16 protein-coding genes, 2 pseudogenes and 1 riboswitch are annotated in these 12,922 nt (G+C 70.9%); of the genes and pseudogenes, 9 read left to right on the forward strand and 9 right to left on the reverse strand.

Going from position 1 to position 12,922, the window contains the following annotated elements; translation table 11 throughout:
* From R4I43_RS32740 to R4I43_RS32755, 4 genes and pseudogenes are all read left to right on the forward strand, one after another.
* Positions 1 to 144 (forward strand): annotated as a pseudogene (locus tag R4I43_RS32740) (transaldolase); the annotation flags it as partial.
* A gap of 18 nt (positions 145 to 162) precedes the next feature.
* Positions 163 to 420: a hypothetical protein gene (locus R4I43_RS32745; protein ID WP_324269602.1), complete on the forward strand. Its 258-nt coding sequence runs from the start codon at positions 163 to 165 to the stop codon at positions 418 to 420.
* 29 nt (positions 421 to 449) lie between these two features.
* Positions 450 to 1,316 carry an AraC family transcriptional regulator gene (locus R4I43_RS32750; protein ID WP_324269603.1) on the forward strand — a complete coding sequence of 289 codons (867 nt, stop codon included), beginning with the start codon at positions 450 to 452 and terminating at the stop codon, positions 1,314 to 1,316.
* Complete coding sequence (locus R4I43_RS32755) at positions 1,313 to 1,720, forward strand: VOC family protein (RefSeq protein WP_324269604.1); 408 nt, start codon at positions 1,313 to 1,315, stop codon at positions 1,718 to 1,720. Before R4I43_RS32750 ends, R4I43_RS32755 begins: the two co-directional genes overlap by 4 nt.
* 7 nt (positions 1,721 to 1,727) lie before the next feature.
* On the opposite strand, the gene R4I43_RS32760 is transcribed toward R4I43_RS32755, so the two are convergent.
* The gene (locus R4I43_RS32760; RefSeq protein WP_324269658.1) at positions 1,728 to 2,054 is read right to left on the reverse strand and encodes a hypothetical protein; all 327 of its coding nucleotides are present in this window, start codon (positions 2,052 to 2,054) and stop codon (positions 1,728 to 1,730) included.
* On the opposite strand from R4I43_RS32760, the gene R4I43_RS32765 reads away from it, so the two are divergent.
* The 3 genes from R4I43_RS32765 to R4I43_RS32775 all read left to right on the forward strand — a co-directional run bounded on the left by R4I43_RS32765 (position 1,989) and on the right by R4I43_RS32775 (position 2,983).
* Positions 1,989 to 2,243: a Scr1 family TA system antitoxin-like transcriptional regulator gene (locus R4I43_RS32765; RefSeq protein WP_324269652.1), complete on the forward strand. Its 255-nt coding sequence runs from the start codon at positions 1,989 to 1,991 to the stop codon at positions 2,241 to 2,243. The genes R4I43_RS32760 and R4I43_RS32765 overlap by 66 nt on opposite strands.
* 99 nt (positions 2,244 to 2,342) lie before the next feature.
* Complete coding sequence (locus tag R4I43_RS32770; RefSeq protein ID WP_324269653.1) at positions 2,343 to 2,546, forward strand: DUF397 domain-containing protein; 204 nt, start codon at positions 2,343 to 2,345, stop codon at positions 2,544 to 2,546.
* Between the two features lie 233 nt (positions 2,547 to 2,779).
* Positions 2,780 to 2,983: a DUF397 domain-containing protein gene (locus R4I43_RS32775; RefSeq protein WP_407691354.1), complete on the forward strand. Its 204-nt coding sequence runs from the start codon at positions 2,780 to 2,782 to the stop codon at positions 2,981 to 2,983.
* A 168-nt stretch (positions 2,984 to 3,151) separates the two neighbouring features.
* Here the strand turns inward: R4I43_RS32775 and R4I43_RS32780 are convergent, their stop codons facing one another.
* The 7 genes and pseudogenes from R4I43_RS32780 to R4I43_RS32810 all read right to left on the reverse strand — a co-directional run bounded on the left by R4I43_RS32780 (position 3,152) and on the right by R4I43_RS32810 (position 9,904).
* Positions 3,152 to 4,747 (reverse strand): SMP-30/gluconolactonase/LRE family protein, encoded by a 1,596-nt coding sequence (locus R4I43_RS32780; RefSeq protein ID WP_324269605.1) that lies wholly within the window; start codon positions 4,745 to 4,747, stop codon positions 3,152 to 3,154.
* Between the two features lie 51 nt (positions 4,748 to 4,798).
* Positions 4,799 to 5,806: a Gfo/Idh/MocA family protein gene (locus R4I43_RS32785; RefSeq protein ID WP_324269606.1), complete on the reverse strand. Its 1,008-nt coding sequence runs from the start codon at positions 5,804 to 5,806 to the stop codon at positions 4,799 to 4,801.
* A gap of 42 nt (positions 5,807 to 5,848) precedes the next feature.
* The gene (locus R4I43_RS32790) at positions 5,849 to 6,871 is read right to left on the reverse strand and encodes a FecCD family ABC transporter permease (protein ID WP_407691355.1); all 1,023 of its coding nucleotides are present in this window, start codon (positions 6,869 to 6,871) and stop codon (positions 5,849 to 5,851) included.
* Positions 6,868 to 7,857, reverse strand: coding sequence for an ABC transporter substrate-binding protein (locus R4I43_RS32795; RefSeq protein ID WP_324269607.1), 990 nt, complete (start codon positions 7,855 to 7,857; stop codon positions 6,868 to 6,870). The genes R4I43_RS32790 and R4I43_RS32795 overlap by 4 nt, the downstream gene beginning before the upstream one ends.
* 66 nt (positions 7,858 to 7,923) lie before the next feature.
* Positions 7,924 to 8,105: riboswitch (cobalamin riboswitch) on the reverse strand.
* Positions 8,103 to 8,459: pseudogene (locus R4I43_RS32800) on the reverse strand (amidohydrolase family protein); the annotation flags it as partial. (Overlaps the previous riboswitch by 3 nt.)
* A complete protein-coding gene (locus R4I43_RS32805) occupies positions 8,396 to 9,043 on the reverse strand; it encodes an amidohydrolase family protein (RefSeq protein WP_324269608.1) in 648 nt (215 codons plus the stop codon). The gene R4I43_RS32805 and the pseudogene R4I43_RS32800, both read right to left, overlap by 64 nt.
* A gap of 90 nt (positions 9,044 to 9,133) precedes the next feature.
* Positions 9,134 to 9,904 carry an SDR family NAD(P)-dependent oxidoreductase gene (locus tag R4I43_RS32810; RefSeq protein ID WP_324269656.1) on the reverse strand — a complete coding sequence of 257 codons (771 nt, stop codon included), beginning with the start codon at positions 9,902 to 9,904 and terminating at the stop codon, positions 9,134 to 9,136.
* A 190-nt stretch (positions 9,905 to 10,094) separates the two neighbouring features.
* Between R4I43_RS32810 and R4I43_RS32815 the strand changes: the two genes are divergently transcribed.
* On the forward strand, positions 10,095 to 11,093 hold the full coding sequence (locus R4I43_RS32815) for an iron-siderophore ABC transporter substrate-binding protein (RefSeq protein WP_324269609.1): 999 nt from the start codon (positions 10,095 to 10,097) through the stop codon (positions 11,091 to 11,093).
* 40 nt (positions 11,094 to 11,133) lie between these two features.
* Entirely contained in the window at positions 11,134 to 11,718 is a 585-nt protein-coding gene (locus tag R4I43_RS32820) for an MSMEG_1061 family FMN-dependent PPOX-type flavoprotein (protein ID WP_324269610.1), read from the forward strand.
* On the opposite strand, the gene R4I43_RS32825 is transcribed toward R4I43_RS32820, so the two are convergent.
* Positions 11,708 to 12,892, reverse strand: a complete 1,185-nt coding sequence (locus tag R4I43_RS32825) for an MFS transporter (protein ID WP_324269611.1) — start codon at positions 12,890 to 12,892, stop codon at positions 11,708 to 11,710. The two genes, R4I43_RS32820 and R4I43_RS32825, sit on opposite strands and share 11 nt — an antisense overlap.
* Positions 12,893 to 12,922: the final 30 nt, after the last annotated feature.

The raw sequence follows: 12,922 nt of genomic DNA on the forward strand, positions 1-12,922 counted from the left end.
GAGTCCCAGCAGGTCTTCGACGACCTCGCCGCCGCGGGCATCGACCTCGACGACGTGTTCAAGGCGCTGGAGACCGAGGGCGTCGACAAGTTCGAGAAGTCCTGGACCGAACTCCTCGACACCGTCGGACAACGGCTCGCGTAGTCCACAGAGGAGGATGAGATGTCTGATCCGGTGGATGCTTCCACGCCCACACCGGACGAGACCGGGCCCGACCCGCAGGACCCGGAGGACCCGGCCAACCTGCAGTCGGCCGAAGACCTCGACGAGGACGAGCTCGGCACCGATCCGCTGGAGCGCGGGGTCGAACCACCGGAGGGCTGGTCGCGCACGGCCGAGGAGCGGCCCACCCCGCGCGAGCAGCGGGAGGGCCGCAGCCTCGACGACCGCATCGCCGAGGAGCGCCCGGAAACCGACTAGATGTCGGTGGCGCGTGGATGATGGGTGAGGTGACCGAGCTGGACCAGGGGGAGTGGCGGTTCGTCGAGGGCGGACAACTGGTGCCCGACGCCGTCGTCTCCGCGGTCGGCTACACCTCGCTCCTCGACCAGCCCGCCTTGCACCGCGGGCTCCCCTCACCGGCGTTGACGCTGGTGCTGACCTTCGACGAGCCGGTGATCTCCGGGTTCGAGCGCTCCGGGCAGGACGCCGACAGCACCCACCTGGTGCTGGGCGGACTGCACACCAGACCCGCCTACATCACCCAGCCGCGGGTGCAGAGCGGCATCCAGCTCGCCGTCCGGCCCCTGGCGCTGCGGCGACTGTTCGGCGTTCCCGCCGGTGAGCTGCGGGAACAGGCCGTTGACGCGCGCGAGGTGCTCGGCAGCGGTGCCGAGGACCTGCGCCAGCGGCTCGCCGAGCTGACCAGCTGGCCGGAGCGCTTCGCCGCCCTGGCCACCTACCTGCGCGCGAACGCCGCCGAGGCGAGCCCGGAGCCGCGCCCGGAGGTGGTCGAGGCGTGGAAGTGGATCGCCTGGCATCGCGGCACCGGCTCGATGAGCGCCCTGGCCCGCCACGTCCACCTCGGCGAACGCCAGCTGAACTCGGTGTTCAAAGCGGAGCTCGGGATCTCCCCGAAGGCGGCGTCGCGGCTGATGCGCTTCGAGCACGCCCGCCAGCGCATCGCCCGGGCCGTCCGCGAGCGGACCCCGCTGGACCTGGCGGCCGTGGCGCACTCCTGCGGCTACTACGACCACTCGCACCTCGTCCGCGACTTCCAGCAGTACGCCGGGTGCAGCCCGAGTCGCTGGATCGGGCACGAGCTCCGAAACATCCAAGCGGGCGCCGGTCAACCGGCGGAAGAATTCGCGGTATGACCACAGCGAACACCAAGCCCGCACCCACCGTGTGGCCCACGCTCCAAGCCCACGACGCACCCGCGCTCATCAATTTCCTCGTCAACAAGCTCGGTTTCATCAAAACCGCGGCCTACACCGACGGGGACGTCGTCGCTCACGCCCAGCTGGACTGGCCCGAGGGCGGCGGCATCATGCTCGGTTCCTACAGGCCCGGCCAGGAATGGTCCCGCGAACCCGGCACCGGCGGCATGTACGTGGTGACCGAGGACCCGGACGCCCTCTACGAACGAGTCCGCGCGGCAGGCGCGGAGATCTTCCGGGAGATCGCCGACCAGGAGTACGGCAACCGCGAGTTCGGCGTCCGCGACCCGGAGGGAAATCTCTGGTCGTTCGGCTACTACCAGGGCGAACCTCGCCCGTGAGACCGGTTCATTCGCCCTTGAGGCGGGAGTTGCACTCCCCGCAGGTGGGGAAGTAGATCCAGTCGAGCTCGCTGGGCTGGGCCATGCCGACGAATTCGCCGCACACCGTCTCGGCGGAGGCCAGCCCATCCCAGCGAGCACCCCGGAACGCGTGCCGCACGCCGCCCGGTAGGTTCTCGTTCGGTATCGGCAACCAGAAGTGGCGCTGCGCCTGCTCGGTCTGCTGCATCCCCTGCTCGGCGATGATGCGCCGCAACTCTGGTGCGTCATCGGTGAAGCCGCGCTCCACCGGCAGGTCGGTGGACGTGGAGTGTTGCGTGACCAGCTTCAGCATCTTCGCACGATGGCTGCCCGGCCCAACATCACCGTGCAGGTCCTACCGTTCGACGTGGGAGAGCACGTCGCGCTCGGATCGTCCTGGACGCTGTTGCATCTGGATGAGCCATCGGCGACGTTCGTTTACACCGAAGCGCTCACCAGTGGGGATTACCTCGACAAACCGCCCACACGGACCGCTACGTGAAGGCGTTCGATACCCTGCGGATGGTCGCAGCACCTGACCGGGTGACGGTCAAGATGCTGGATCGGAGGATCAAGGAACTGACCTAGTGGAGTGGTGACCATGCCCCCGTCTCAATCCGTCAGGGGCTGGCGGAAGGCGAGCCGCAGCCAGGGGGCGCAGAACTGCGTGGAGGTCGGCCGCACGTCTGATGCCGGAGCGGCAGTGCGTGACACCAAGAACCGCGCCGCTGGCCACTTCACCGCCACTGCTCCGCAATGGCAGAACTTCATCACGGCTCTGAAGATCGGCCGTTTCGACCGCTAAGTCAGCATGCGGTAACGCTGTCGTTCGTCGTTCCAGCGATCCACACCCCGCCCTGGACTTCAGGGAGTAGGGCGGATTGTGTTATCTGGTAGTCCTTTTTGGCGGAGAGATGGCCAGGTGCGCCCGCTACGTCACCGCTTTCGATAGCCTGCGGATGGTCGCCGCATCCGACCGGGCGACCGTGAAGATGCTGGACCGCAGGATCAAGGAGCTGACCTAACGGAGTGATGATCATGCCCCCGACCTCGCCCACCGCCAACTGGCGCAAGTCGAGCTTCAGTCAGGGGGCTGAGAACTGCGTGGAGGTCGGCCGGACCGCCGACTCCGGAGCAGCCGTGCGCGACACCAAGAACCCCGCCGCCGGCCACTTCATCACCACGAGCCCGCAGTGGCAGGACTTCATCGCCGCCCTCAAGTCCGGTCGCTTCGACCGCTGACTCCTCGCCCACGAGAAACGCCCCGCTTCGACGGGGCGTTTCTCATGCGCGGACCACCTCGACGAGCACCCACGACAGCGGCCTTCCGAGGTCGGGATTCGAATTTCGCGCGAAATTCGAGTGGGAACTTCGGCGCGCGGAGTGAGCGGGCCAGTCGGAAGGGCCGGATCAGGGTCGGTGTTGCCGGGTCTGCTCGTGCGGGGTGAGGTGGAGGACCGTGCCTTCTCCGTTGGCGGCGAGGAGGAGGGTGCCGTCGGGGGTGGTGGTCAGTCCGGCGAACGCCCGGGGTCGTGCCGGCGGGAAGAGGGTGGGGATCGGGTCCTCGCGCTGGATGCCCGGGGGCAGGCCGACCGGGAGGGATTCGGCTTCGGTTCGGGTTTCCCCGGTTGTCGGGGAGACCGCGAGGAGTCGTTTGGTGCCGACTTCCACGACGTAGAGGGTGTCCTCGTGGACGGTGACGCCTTGCGGCTGGTCCAGGCCCTCCACGACGGTCACGACCGAACCGTCCTCGACGCGGACGACCGCGCCGAGGGAGTCGTCCGAGGCGAAGAGGCGTCCTTCGGCGTCGAGGGCGACGTCCACCGGGTGCGGGAGCTCGGCGATCATGCTTACCGCATCGGCGTCGTCGATGTGGATGACCCGGCCGGCGCCGGTTTCGGCGACCAGCAGGCCGGTGCCGGTGACCGCGATGCCGGTCGGTTCGGCGAGACCCTTCGCCCGCAGCCGGACCTCGCAGGTCGCGGGGTCGAAGCTCCGGACGTCACCGTGCGCTGAGGTGATGTGCACCAGCCCGCCACCTGCGGCCACGCCGTGGCTGGCGCCGCCCGCGACCGGCTGGATCAGGTCCCCGGTGACCAGGTCCCCGTCGGCCAGCCGGAAGTGATCGCCCGCGTAGACCCGGCCCGCCTCGTCGGCGGTCACGCCGAACGGGCCGTTGAGGCCGCGACCCACGACCGTGCGAGTGCCGAGCGCTTCGACCTCGGTGACCCCGCCGCTGCCGTAACTGGACACCAGCATCCGGTTCTCCCGGTCGAACGCAGCGTTGTCCATCCCGGCGACACCGGTTTCGACGATGCTGCGGCGACCGGTGTCCGGGTCGATGCGGGTCACGATGCCTTCGACGCCCCGAGAGAGCACCACCAGCGCGCCGTCGTGGTCGAAGCGCACCGCGACCGGCTCGTGCACGTCCTCGGCGACCTCCTGCGGATCGCCGCCGTCGGGGGAGACCCGCCAGACCTGCCCGGTCATCATGTGCGGGTAGTACAGGGCCCCGTCCGGCCCCTGCTGCATCGCGTTGCCCATCGCCAGCCCCTCGGCCAGCACGACCAGTTCACCTGTGCCGGGCATCAGCTCGACGACGCGGCCCCCGGGGCGCATCTCGTTGACGAACAGCCGGTTCCCGACGCAGGTGATCCCGTTGGGCACCCGAACTTCCTCGGAGAGCAGCGTGAACTCGCCGTCGGGGGAGCGGCGCCACACCCGCTGCGGGGTGATGTCGGCGACGTACATCGACCCGTCAGCGCCGAAGGCCAGGTCATCCGGTGCTTGGACCGGTCCGTCGGCGGGAACGACGATCTCCACCGCGCCCGTGGTGACGTCGACGGCGCTGATCTGCCCGGCCAGGAATTGCGCGACGTAGAGCCGCCCGTCCGGGCCGAAGGCGATGCCGTTGGAACCCCGCAGCGGGCTCGGCTCGTTGAGCCGGCTCATCCGCCACCGGTCGCTGCGGGGCCTGCCGAAGTTGCTGAAACGCGTGCCCGGCACCTGCACTCCCTTGTTTAAGTCGTGTGACTTAAACAAGGTATCGCACGGGACTCAGGACGGGATCGCGCCGCGTTGCTTGACCCGGACCGCGGTCTGCTGGACCGCTTCGACCAAGCGCGCGGTCTCGCGGGCGCCGCGCAGCCACGACCGCTCGATCTCCGCGCGGCGTCCGTCTCGGACGGCGGCGGCGAAGGAGGCCAGCGAGTCGCGGAACTGGTGCGAGGCGTCGAGGGTGAACTCCTCGGCGTGGTCCTGCTCGTCCAGCCGCAGCTGCGGGCGGTGCTCGGCGGGCGGGGTGAACGCGCGCTCCAAGCTCAGGTGCGCGGCATCGCCCCACAGCGCGTAGCGGGAGCGGTAGCTGTGCTGGAACCCGAACTCCAGGTCGGCGAACACGCCGTTCTCCGACACCAGCAACGCGTGCCCGGCCACGTCCACGCCCGTTCCCGAGTCCACCCGCAGCGTCGCCCCGGCCACCGTCAGGCCCTCGCCGAGCATCAGCTGCGCGGCCCGGATCGGGTACACCCCGACGTCGAGCAGGCACCCGGCACCCAGCGCGGGGTCGTAGCGGATGTCGCCCGCCCGGGGCGGCGGCACGCCGAACGCCGAGCTGAACGTGCGCAGCCGGCCCAGCCGCCCGCGCTCGACCAGCTCGCGCACCACCTCGTGCTGCGGGTGGTGCAGGAACGCGAAGTTCTCCCGCAGCACCAACTCGCGCTCGGCGGCCAGCGCGACCAGCTCACCGGTCTGCTCGGCCGACACGGTCATCGGCTTCTCGCACAGCACGTGCTTTCCCGCCTGCAGCGCGCGTTTCGCCCACTCGAAGTGCAGCGAGTTCGGCAGCGACAGGTAGACCGCGTCCACGTCCGGCGACTCGACCAACTGCTGGTAGCTCATCGCGGTCCCGCCGTGCTCGGCGGCGAACCTTTCGGCCGTGGCCGTCGACCGGCTGGCGAACCCGGCGACCACGGACCCGTCGATCTGGTGCAGCGCCGGCAGCGCCCGCCGCTCGGCGATGGCGGAGCAGCCGAGCACGCCCCATCGCACTCTCAATGCCTCCATTGCCCGAAGCCTAGGGGAATCGGGTGAAGCCGCGCGGGAGGCTCACGAAGTTCGGCCGCGCCGGGCGAGCAGGACGGCGAAGGCCGGAACGCCGACCAGGGCGGTCATCACGCCCACCGGAACCTCCTGCGGCGCGGCCACGGTGGTCGCCAGGACGTCCACCCACACCAGCAGGATCGCGCCCAGCACGGCCGTGACCGGCAGCAGCGCGCGATGACGCGGCCCCACCAGCAGCTTGGCCGCCTGCGGCAGGACCAGGCCGACGAAACCGATCGCACCGGCCGAGGCCACCAGGGTGGCGGCCAGCAGCGCGGTGGCCACCAGCAGCACGATCCGCAGCCGCCCGACGTGGACACCCAGCGCCGCGGCCGTTTCCTGGCCCAGCGCGAAGGCGTCCAGCGCACCGGCGCGCGCCAGGCACAGCAGCAGGCAGACCGCGCACACCGCGCCCGAGACCGCCACGTCGTTCCACCGCGCACCCGACAGCGAGCCGAGCAGCCAGAACAGCACGCCCCGGGTCTGCTCGGCATCGGCCGAGGTGATCATCACGAACGACGTCAGCGCCGAGAACAGCTGCGTGCCCGCCACTCCGGCCAGCACCAGGTGCGTGGTGGTCCCGCCCGCCAGCGCGCCCAGCGTCATCACCAGCGCGAAGGCCACCAGCGCCCCGGCGAACGCACCGGCGGTCAGGCCGAGCGCACCGGCTCCGAGCCCGAGGATCACCACCAGCACCGCACCGGTCGAGGCGCCGGCCGACACGCCCAGCAGGAACGGATCGGCGAGCGGGTTGCGCAGCAACGACTGCAGCACCGCGCCGCACATCCCCAGCCCCGCACCGCAGATCGCCGCGAGCGCCGCGCGCGGCAATCGCAGCTGCCACACGATCCCCTGGCCGATCGTCGACACGTCGGTCTCGCCGAGCCCGAGCCGCGCGCCCACCACTCCGGCGACGTCGGCGACCGACAGCGGAGCCGGGCCGAGGGTGACGGCCACGGCCATCGACAGCAGCAGCGCCGGGATCCCTGCCAGCACGATCAGCGGGGCCGGCAGGCGACCGGTCCTCACCTGCGCTCCAGCTCGGCGAGCCGGTCGGCCAGCCGCTCGATGCCGGTGATGGTGCGCAGGCTGACGTTCATCTCGGTGCCGGTCATGCTCATCCACCGGCCCACGCGCACGGCGGGAAGCTGCGACATCGCGGGGTCGGTGCGCAGGAACTGCTGCTTGGCCGCGAGGGAATCGCCCTCGCCGTCGCGGGTCAGGTCGCCGAGCACCAGCAGGTCCGGGTCGCGGGCGAGCACGTCCTCCCACGAGACCTGCGGCCACATCGACCGCACGTCGTCGTAGGCGTTGCGCACCCCCAGCGCGCGGGTCATGATCGCCGGCGACCCGGTGGACCCGGCCATGTAGGGCGATTCGGTGCGCGCGAACCAGAACAGCACCGAGGTGTCCTTGATGGACGGTGCCTTGCGCTGGGCGGCGGCGACCCGCTGCTGCAGCTGCGCGACCAGCGCTTCACCGCGCTCTTCGACGTCGAAGAGCGTCGCGATCTCGCGCACCTCGCGGTAGATGTCGTCGAGCTCGACCGGATCGCCCAAAGGCGCTTCCTCCGGCAGGCAGTTGGACGGGGAGAGGTAGGTCGGCACGCCGAGCTCGGCGAAGCGCTCCCGCGCGGCCACGCCCTCGTCGGTGAACACCGCCCGGTAGGCGCCCAGCACCACGTCCGGTTCGGTGGCCAGCACCGATTCGAACGACGGGTTCTTGTCGGAGAGCTTGGGCACCCTCGCGTTTTCGGCGGCCAGCGCCGGGTCGACCGGATCGGTCCAGGTCGCGGTGCCCACCATCCGGTCGGCCAGTCCCAGCGACAGCATGATCTCGGTGGTCGACTGGTTCAGGCTCACCGCCCGCTCGGGCGGCTCGGACACCGAGACCTGCCCGTCGCAGTTGGGGAACGACACCCGAGGGGGAGCGGACTCCGTGGCAGGTGCGGAGCAGGCGGCGAGTGCGGTGGCGCAGAGCAGCATCAGGCCCGTGCGCGTCCAGCGTAAGAACACGTCGTGCGGAAATCCTCACCCCAGGCCCATGCGCGAGACCTGGTCGGCCGAATTCCCGGAACCGGGTGCGGAACCGGGGAGCCGGCAGGTCTTCGGGCTCGGGCCCCACCGGGCGAACCGCCTTCCCGGATCGAGTGCGATCCAGTGGCTCGGGCTCGCCCGTCACCCCTACCGCTGCGCGTCAGCTCCGGCTTCCGACCGGATTCCCATCGGCCACACGTGGCACGACCGGCTCGCGACCGAGTCTAACCGGCAGGGGTGCGGTCGATCCGGCGGCCGTTGCGCCAGATCACATCGATGTCCCGGACCGCCCGCACATCGCGGGTGGCGTCGCCGTTGACCAGCAGCAGGTCCGCGCGCCTGCCGGGCTCGAGCACACCTCGATCGGTCAGGCCGAAGCGCTCGGCCGGTGCGCCGGTGGCCGCGCGCAGGGCGGCGACCGGAGGCAGGCCCGCCTCGGCGAGCAGGCCGATCTCGGAGAGCAGGCTCGCACCCCGCGCCACACCGGGATTGCCGAGGTCGGTGCCCGCCAGGATCGTCACGCCCGCCCGGTGCAGGGCGCCGACGTTGGCCGCGGCGGCGCGGTGGGCATGCAGGTGATTCCGTCGACCCGCAGCCCGTCTCGCTGCTCCTGCGAGAGGTGCGGCGCGATCAACGGGTCGTTGAGCACCCGCCCGGCTTCACCCGCGCAGCCGATGCCGTTGAACACGCTCAGCGTGGCGGTGACGAAGGCGCCGCTGCGCGCGGCGATGTCGAGGGTCTGCTCGCTGATCGGGTCGCCGGGAACGTGGGCCAGGCCGTCGGCTCCGGCGGCCAGCGCGGCCCCGGCGTCGCGCCGCGTGGTGGTGTGCACGACGCAGCGCGCACCCCGCCGGTGCGCGGCCTCCACGGCCAGCGCGACCTGCTCTCGGGTGAGCGTGGGCATCCGCTCGTCGCCGTAGAGGCTGCCGTCCTCGCGGATCACCTTGATGTAGTCCGAGCCCTCGGCCAGCCGGTCGGCGACGAACGCGTCGATCTCGGCCCGACCGGCGCCGGGTGAGACCGTCGGGATCGGGCCGAACTGGGTGCCGCGCCCGTCCGGGACGGTGAGCAGCGTGCCCGCCGTCCACAGGTCCGACAGCGGGTTCGGCGCGGTCGACTCGGGCAGCCCCTTGTAGGGGCCGAGCTGGTCCAGGAACCCGAACATGTCCAGTTCGGTGTTCGCCCACCCCAGTCGTGCGCTGCTTCGACCAGGAAACCACCGCGGTCAAGACCGCGCGTCGGAATCCACTGTGGACTACTGGTGGGTGCCGCCGTCGATGCGGATCTCGGTTCCGGTGATGAAGGCGCCGTCGTCGGAGGCCAGCATCGCGATCACGCCGGCCACGTGCTCGGGCGGGGCGAAGCCGCTGCCCAGCGCGGGGGAGAGCTTGGTGAACAAGTCCCAGTCGGTGTCGGCGGGCAGCTTGTCGGCGGTGGTCTCGGTGATGCCGCTGCGAATCCCGCCCGGCACCAGGGAAACCGCGCGCAGCCCCTGCTTGGCGTACTCGAGGGCGATGCTGTGGGTGAACGACTGGATGCCGCCCTTGCTGGCCGCGTACGCCGCCATGTAGGGGTGGGCGAAGTTCGCCGAGGTCGAGCTGAAGTTGATCACCACGCCGCCGCCGGTCTCCAGCAGTGCCGGTAACGCGGCGCGGGTGACCAGGAACGTGCCGGTGAGGTTGACCGCGAGGATCCGGTTCCACAGCTCCAGCGAGCACTCGTGGGTGCGCGTGGCCTGCAGCGTTCCGGCCGCGTTGACCAGCACGTCCAGCCCGCCCAGCTGCTCGGCGGCGGCCGGGACGGTGGCGTCGACGGCGTCCTCGTCGGAGATGTCCAGCGGCAGGGTCCCCAGCCGGTCGCAGGTGCCGGCCTCGGCGGCGCGCCGCGCGGTCTCCTTGAGCCCGGTCTCGTCGACGTCGGTGGTCAGCACCCGAGCGCCCTCGTCGAGCAGGCGCAGCACGCCCGCCTGGCCGATGCCCGAAGCGCCGCCCGTGACGAGCACGCGCTTGCCGTTGAGCCTGTCCATCTCGCGTCCCTCCGCACGTCCCCCGACCGTCGTCAGGCTCAACGCGCGAGCCGTCCGGAAGTTGCTCACCTGCGATCGTCCGCAGAGGACCCGTGTGACGAACGTCGGTGACGCTGGGTGGCTCCGGGGCTGGACTCCGCACGGAGCGTTAGTTAGGTTAGCCGCACTTAACTTGCAGTGAGGTGTGGAAATGCGCTGGATGCGGACCCTGGGGCTGATCATGGTGGCCCTGCTGGGAATCGCCCTGACCGGTTGCGGCGCAACCGGTCCCGAGCAGGATCAGCCGGCCGCCGGGTCGGCCGACGGGCAGTTCCCGGTGACCATCAAGACCGCGTTCGGTGACGTCACCGTTCCCGAGCGTCCCCAGCGGGTCGTCGCGCTCGGGTGGGGCGACGCCGAGACGGCGCTGAGCCTCGGCGTGCAGCCCGTCGGTGCCGCCGACTGGCTTCCGGTCGGCGGCGACGGCGTCCCAACGTGGATCCCCGCCGACAAGCGCTACACCACGCCGCCGAAGATGCTCGGCACGATGGAGGTCGACATGGAGGCCGTCGCGGCGCTCCAGCCCGACCTCATCCTCGACACCCGCGCCAGCGGCGACAAGGAGCGCTACAACCTCCTCAACCGCCTCGGCGTGCCGGTGGTGAGCATCCCGCCGGGCGGCGAGTCCTACCTGACCACCTGGGACCAGCAGCTGGAGATGGTCGGCAAGGCGCTGGGCAAGTCCGCCGAGGCCGCCGAGCAGAAGGCCGGCCTGGAGGCCAAGTTCCAGCAGGCCGCCGCCGCGCACACGCAGTTCGCCGGCAAGAGCGTGGCCGTCGGCGCGAAGATGGTCGGCTCTTACGGCGCCTACGTCAACGGCGGTGCCCGCCTGGAGTTCATGGAGCGACTGGGCTTCCGCCAATCGCCGGCCGTGCAGGCGATGGCCGGGAACAACTTCTTCGTCAGCGTCTCCCCGGAGCGCATGGACCTGTTCAACGCCGACCTGACCGTGATGTTCCCGATCGGGCTGGCCGCCACCGAGATCGACGGGGACCGGATGTTCCAGTCGCTGCCCTCGGTCCGCGAAGGCCGCGCCGTGGTGCTGCACGACGAGCAAGCCGTGCAGGCCTTCTCGGCGGGGACCGCCGCGGGCATGTCCTACGCGGTGGATAAGGTCGTGCCGTTGATCGAGCAGGCGCAGGCGGGCTGAGGCCCGCAGGCACCGCAACCCCTGGTCAGGAGAACGACGCGTGCCCTCGTGGGACCCGAGTGAGGCCGAGCAGGTCACCTCAGCAGCGCAACTCCGCGAGGTCGTCGAGCCGCCGCACCCGGAGATCGCCGAGAAGGTGGTCTCCGGGATCGACGCCGTCAGCCGCCGCTTCATCGAGCGGTCGCGGCTGTTCTTCGTGGCCACCACCGGCGCCGACGGGATGATCGACGTCTCGCCTCGCGGCGACACCGCCCGCAGCGTCGTGGTCTTCGACGACGGCAAGACCCTCGCCTACGCCGAGCGGCCCGGCAACCGGCGGATGGACGGGCTGCACAACGTGCTGGTCAACCCGCAGTTGGGGATGCTGTTCCTGATCCCCGGTGTCAACCACGTGCTCCGGGTCAACGGTGCGGCGACCATCGTGCGATCCGCGCCGTTCATGGCCGACCTGGCGCTCAAGGGCGTGCCTCCGGCGCTGGCGGTGGTGGTTCGCGTCGAGGAGCTGTTCGTGCACTGCGGGCGGGCGCTGCTCAAGTCCGGCGTCTGGCGGCCGCAGACCTGGCCGGAGGGCGAACAGCCCGGCATCAGCGCGCTCTTCGAGTCCCAGCAGTCGCTCAAGGCGTGACCCGCCTGGTCGGAACCATCGGAACGGCCAGCAGCGCGCAGCACCCGGCCACCGCGAAGGCGACCGGGTAGCCGGCCGCCGCGATGAGCGCGCCCATGACGGGCGGCACCACCGTCGCGGTCAGCGACTGGCCGGTGTTCTGCGCGCCCATCGCCCGGCCGCTCCAGTGCGGCCCGGCGATCTCGGCGACCGCGGTGAACGCCAGGTCGTTGTGGGCCACCGCCACGATCGAGGCGACGATCATGAACGTCAGCGCCAGGGGAGTGCCGGAGAACGCGGCGAGTCCGCCCATCGCGATCGCCGAACCGAAGGCGAAGTAGCGGATCGGGCGCAACCGGCTGCCGATCCGGTCCGACCAGATGCCCGCTCCGACCCTGTTCAGGGCGCTGAACAGCTGCGTGGTCCCGACCAGGGCGCTGGCCGCCGCCGTGCTCCAGTGCTGCGTGGCGATCAACCAGACCAGCATGTAGGTCCAGGCCGTTTGCTGCGGCACGGTCAGCGCGATCGAGACGCCGTGGATGCGCAGCAGACGCCGATCACCGCGATAGGGGTTGCTGCTGTGGCCGTTGCGGCGGGACTCGGCCACCGACGGCCTCGGCGCATCGACGATCACCACCGCCACCAGCACCGCCGCCACCGCGCACACGCCCGCCACGGTCAGCATCGTGACGGTCAGGCCCTGCGCCTCGACGAGATTGGGCACCAGCACCGCCGTCAGGCCCACGCCGAGCGGCTGCGCGGTCTGCCTGATCCCCATCGCCATGCCGCGCCGTCGCGGCGGGAACGAGCCCGAGACCACCCGGCCGCTGGCCGAGTTCGAGCTGGCACCGGCCGCGCCGCCGAGGAACAGCAGCACCGCCAGCAGCACCAGCGATCCGGCCAGCGCCGCCGCGGCGGCGCTGAGGGCGAGCATGCTCAGGCCGATCAGCAGCGAGACGCGCTCACCGATCCGGTCGACGATCGCGCCCCAGATGATCAGCGTGCACATCGTGCCCGCCAGCGGTGCTGCGGCGATCAGGCCCGCCCGCGACAACGACAGCCCGCGCTCGAAGTGCAGGTTCGGGATCAGCGCGGGCGCGGCGTTGGTGAACACCGTCGCCGCCAGCTGCGCGAACATCGAGATCGCCAGCATCAGCCAGCGGTTCGGCGCCCGCGTGATCGGCGAAGCGGTCATGTCCCCGGACAGTAGGCCATTAGCCACGGC

Origin of the sequence: Saccharopolyspora mangrovi (genome assembly GCF_035320975.1) — a bacterium.
GTDB lineage: Bacteria > Actinomycetota > Actinomycetes > Mycobacteriales > Pseudonocardiaceae > Saccharopolyspora > Saccharopolyspora mangrovi.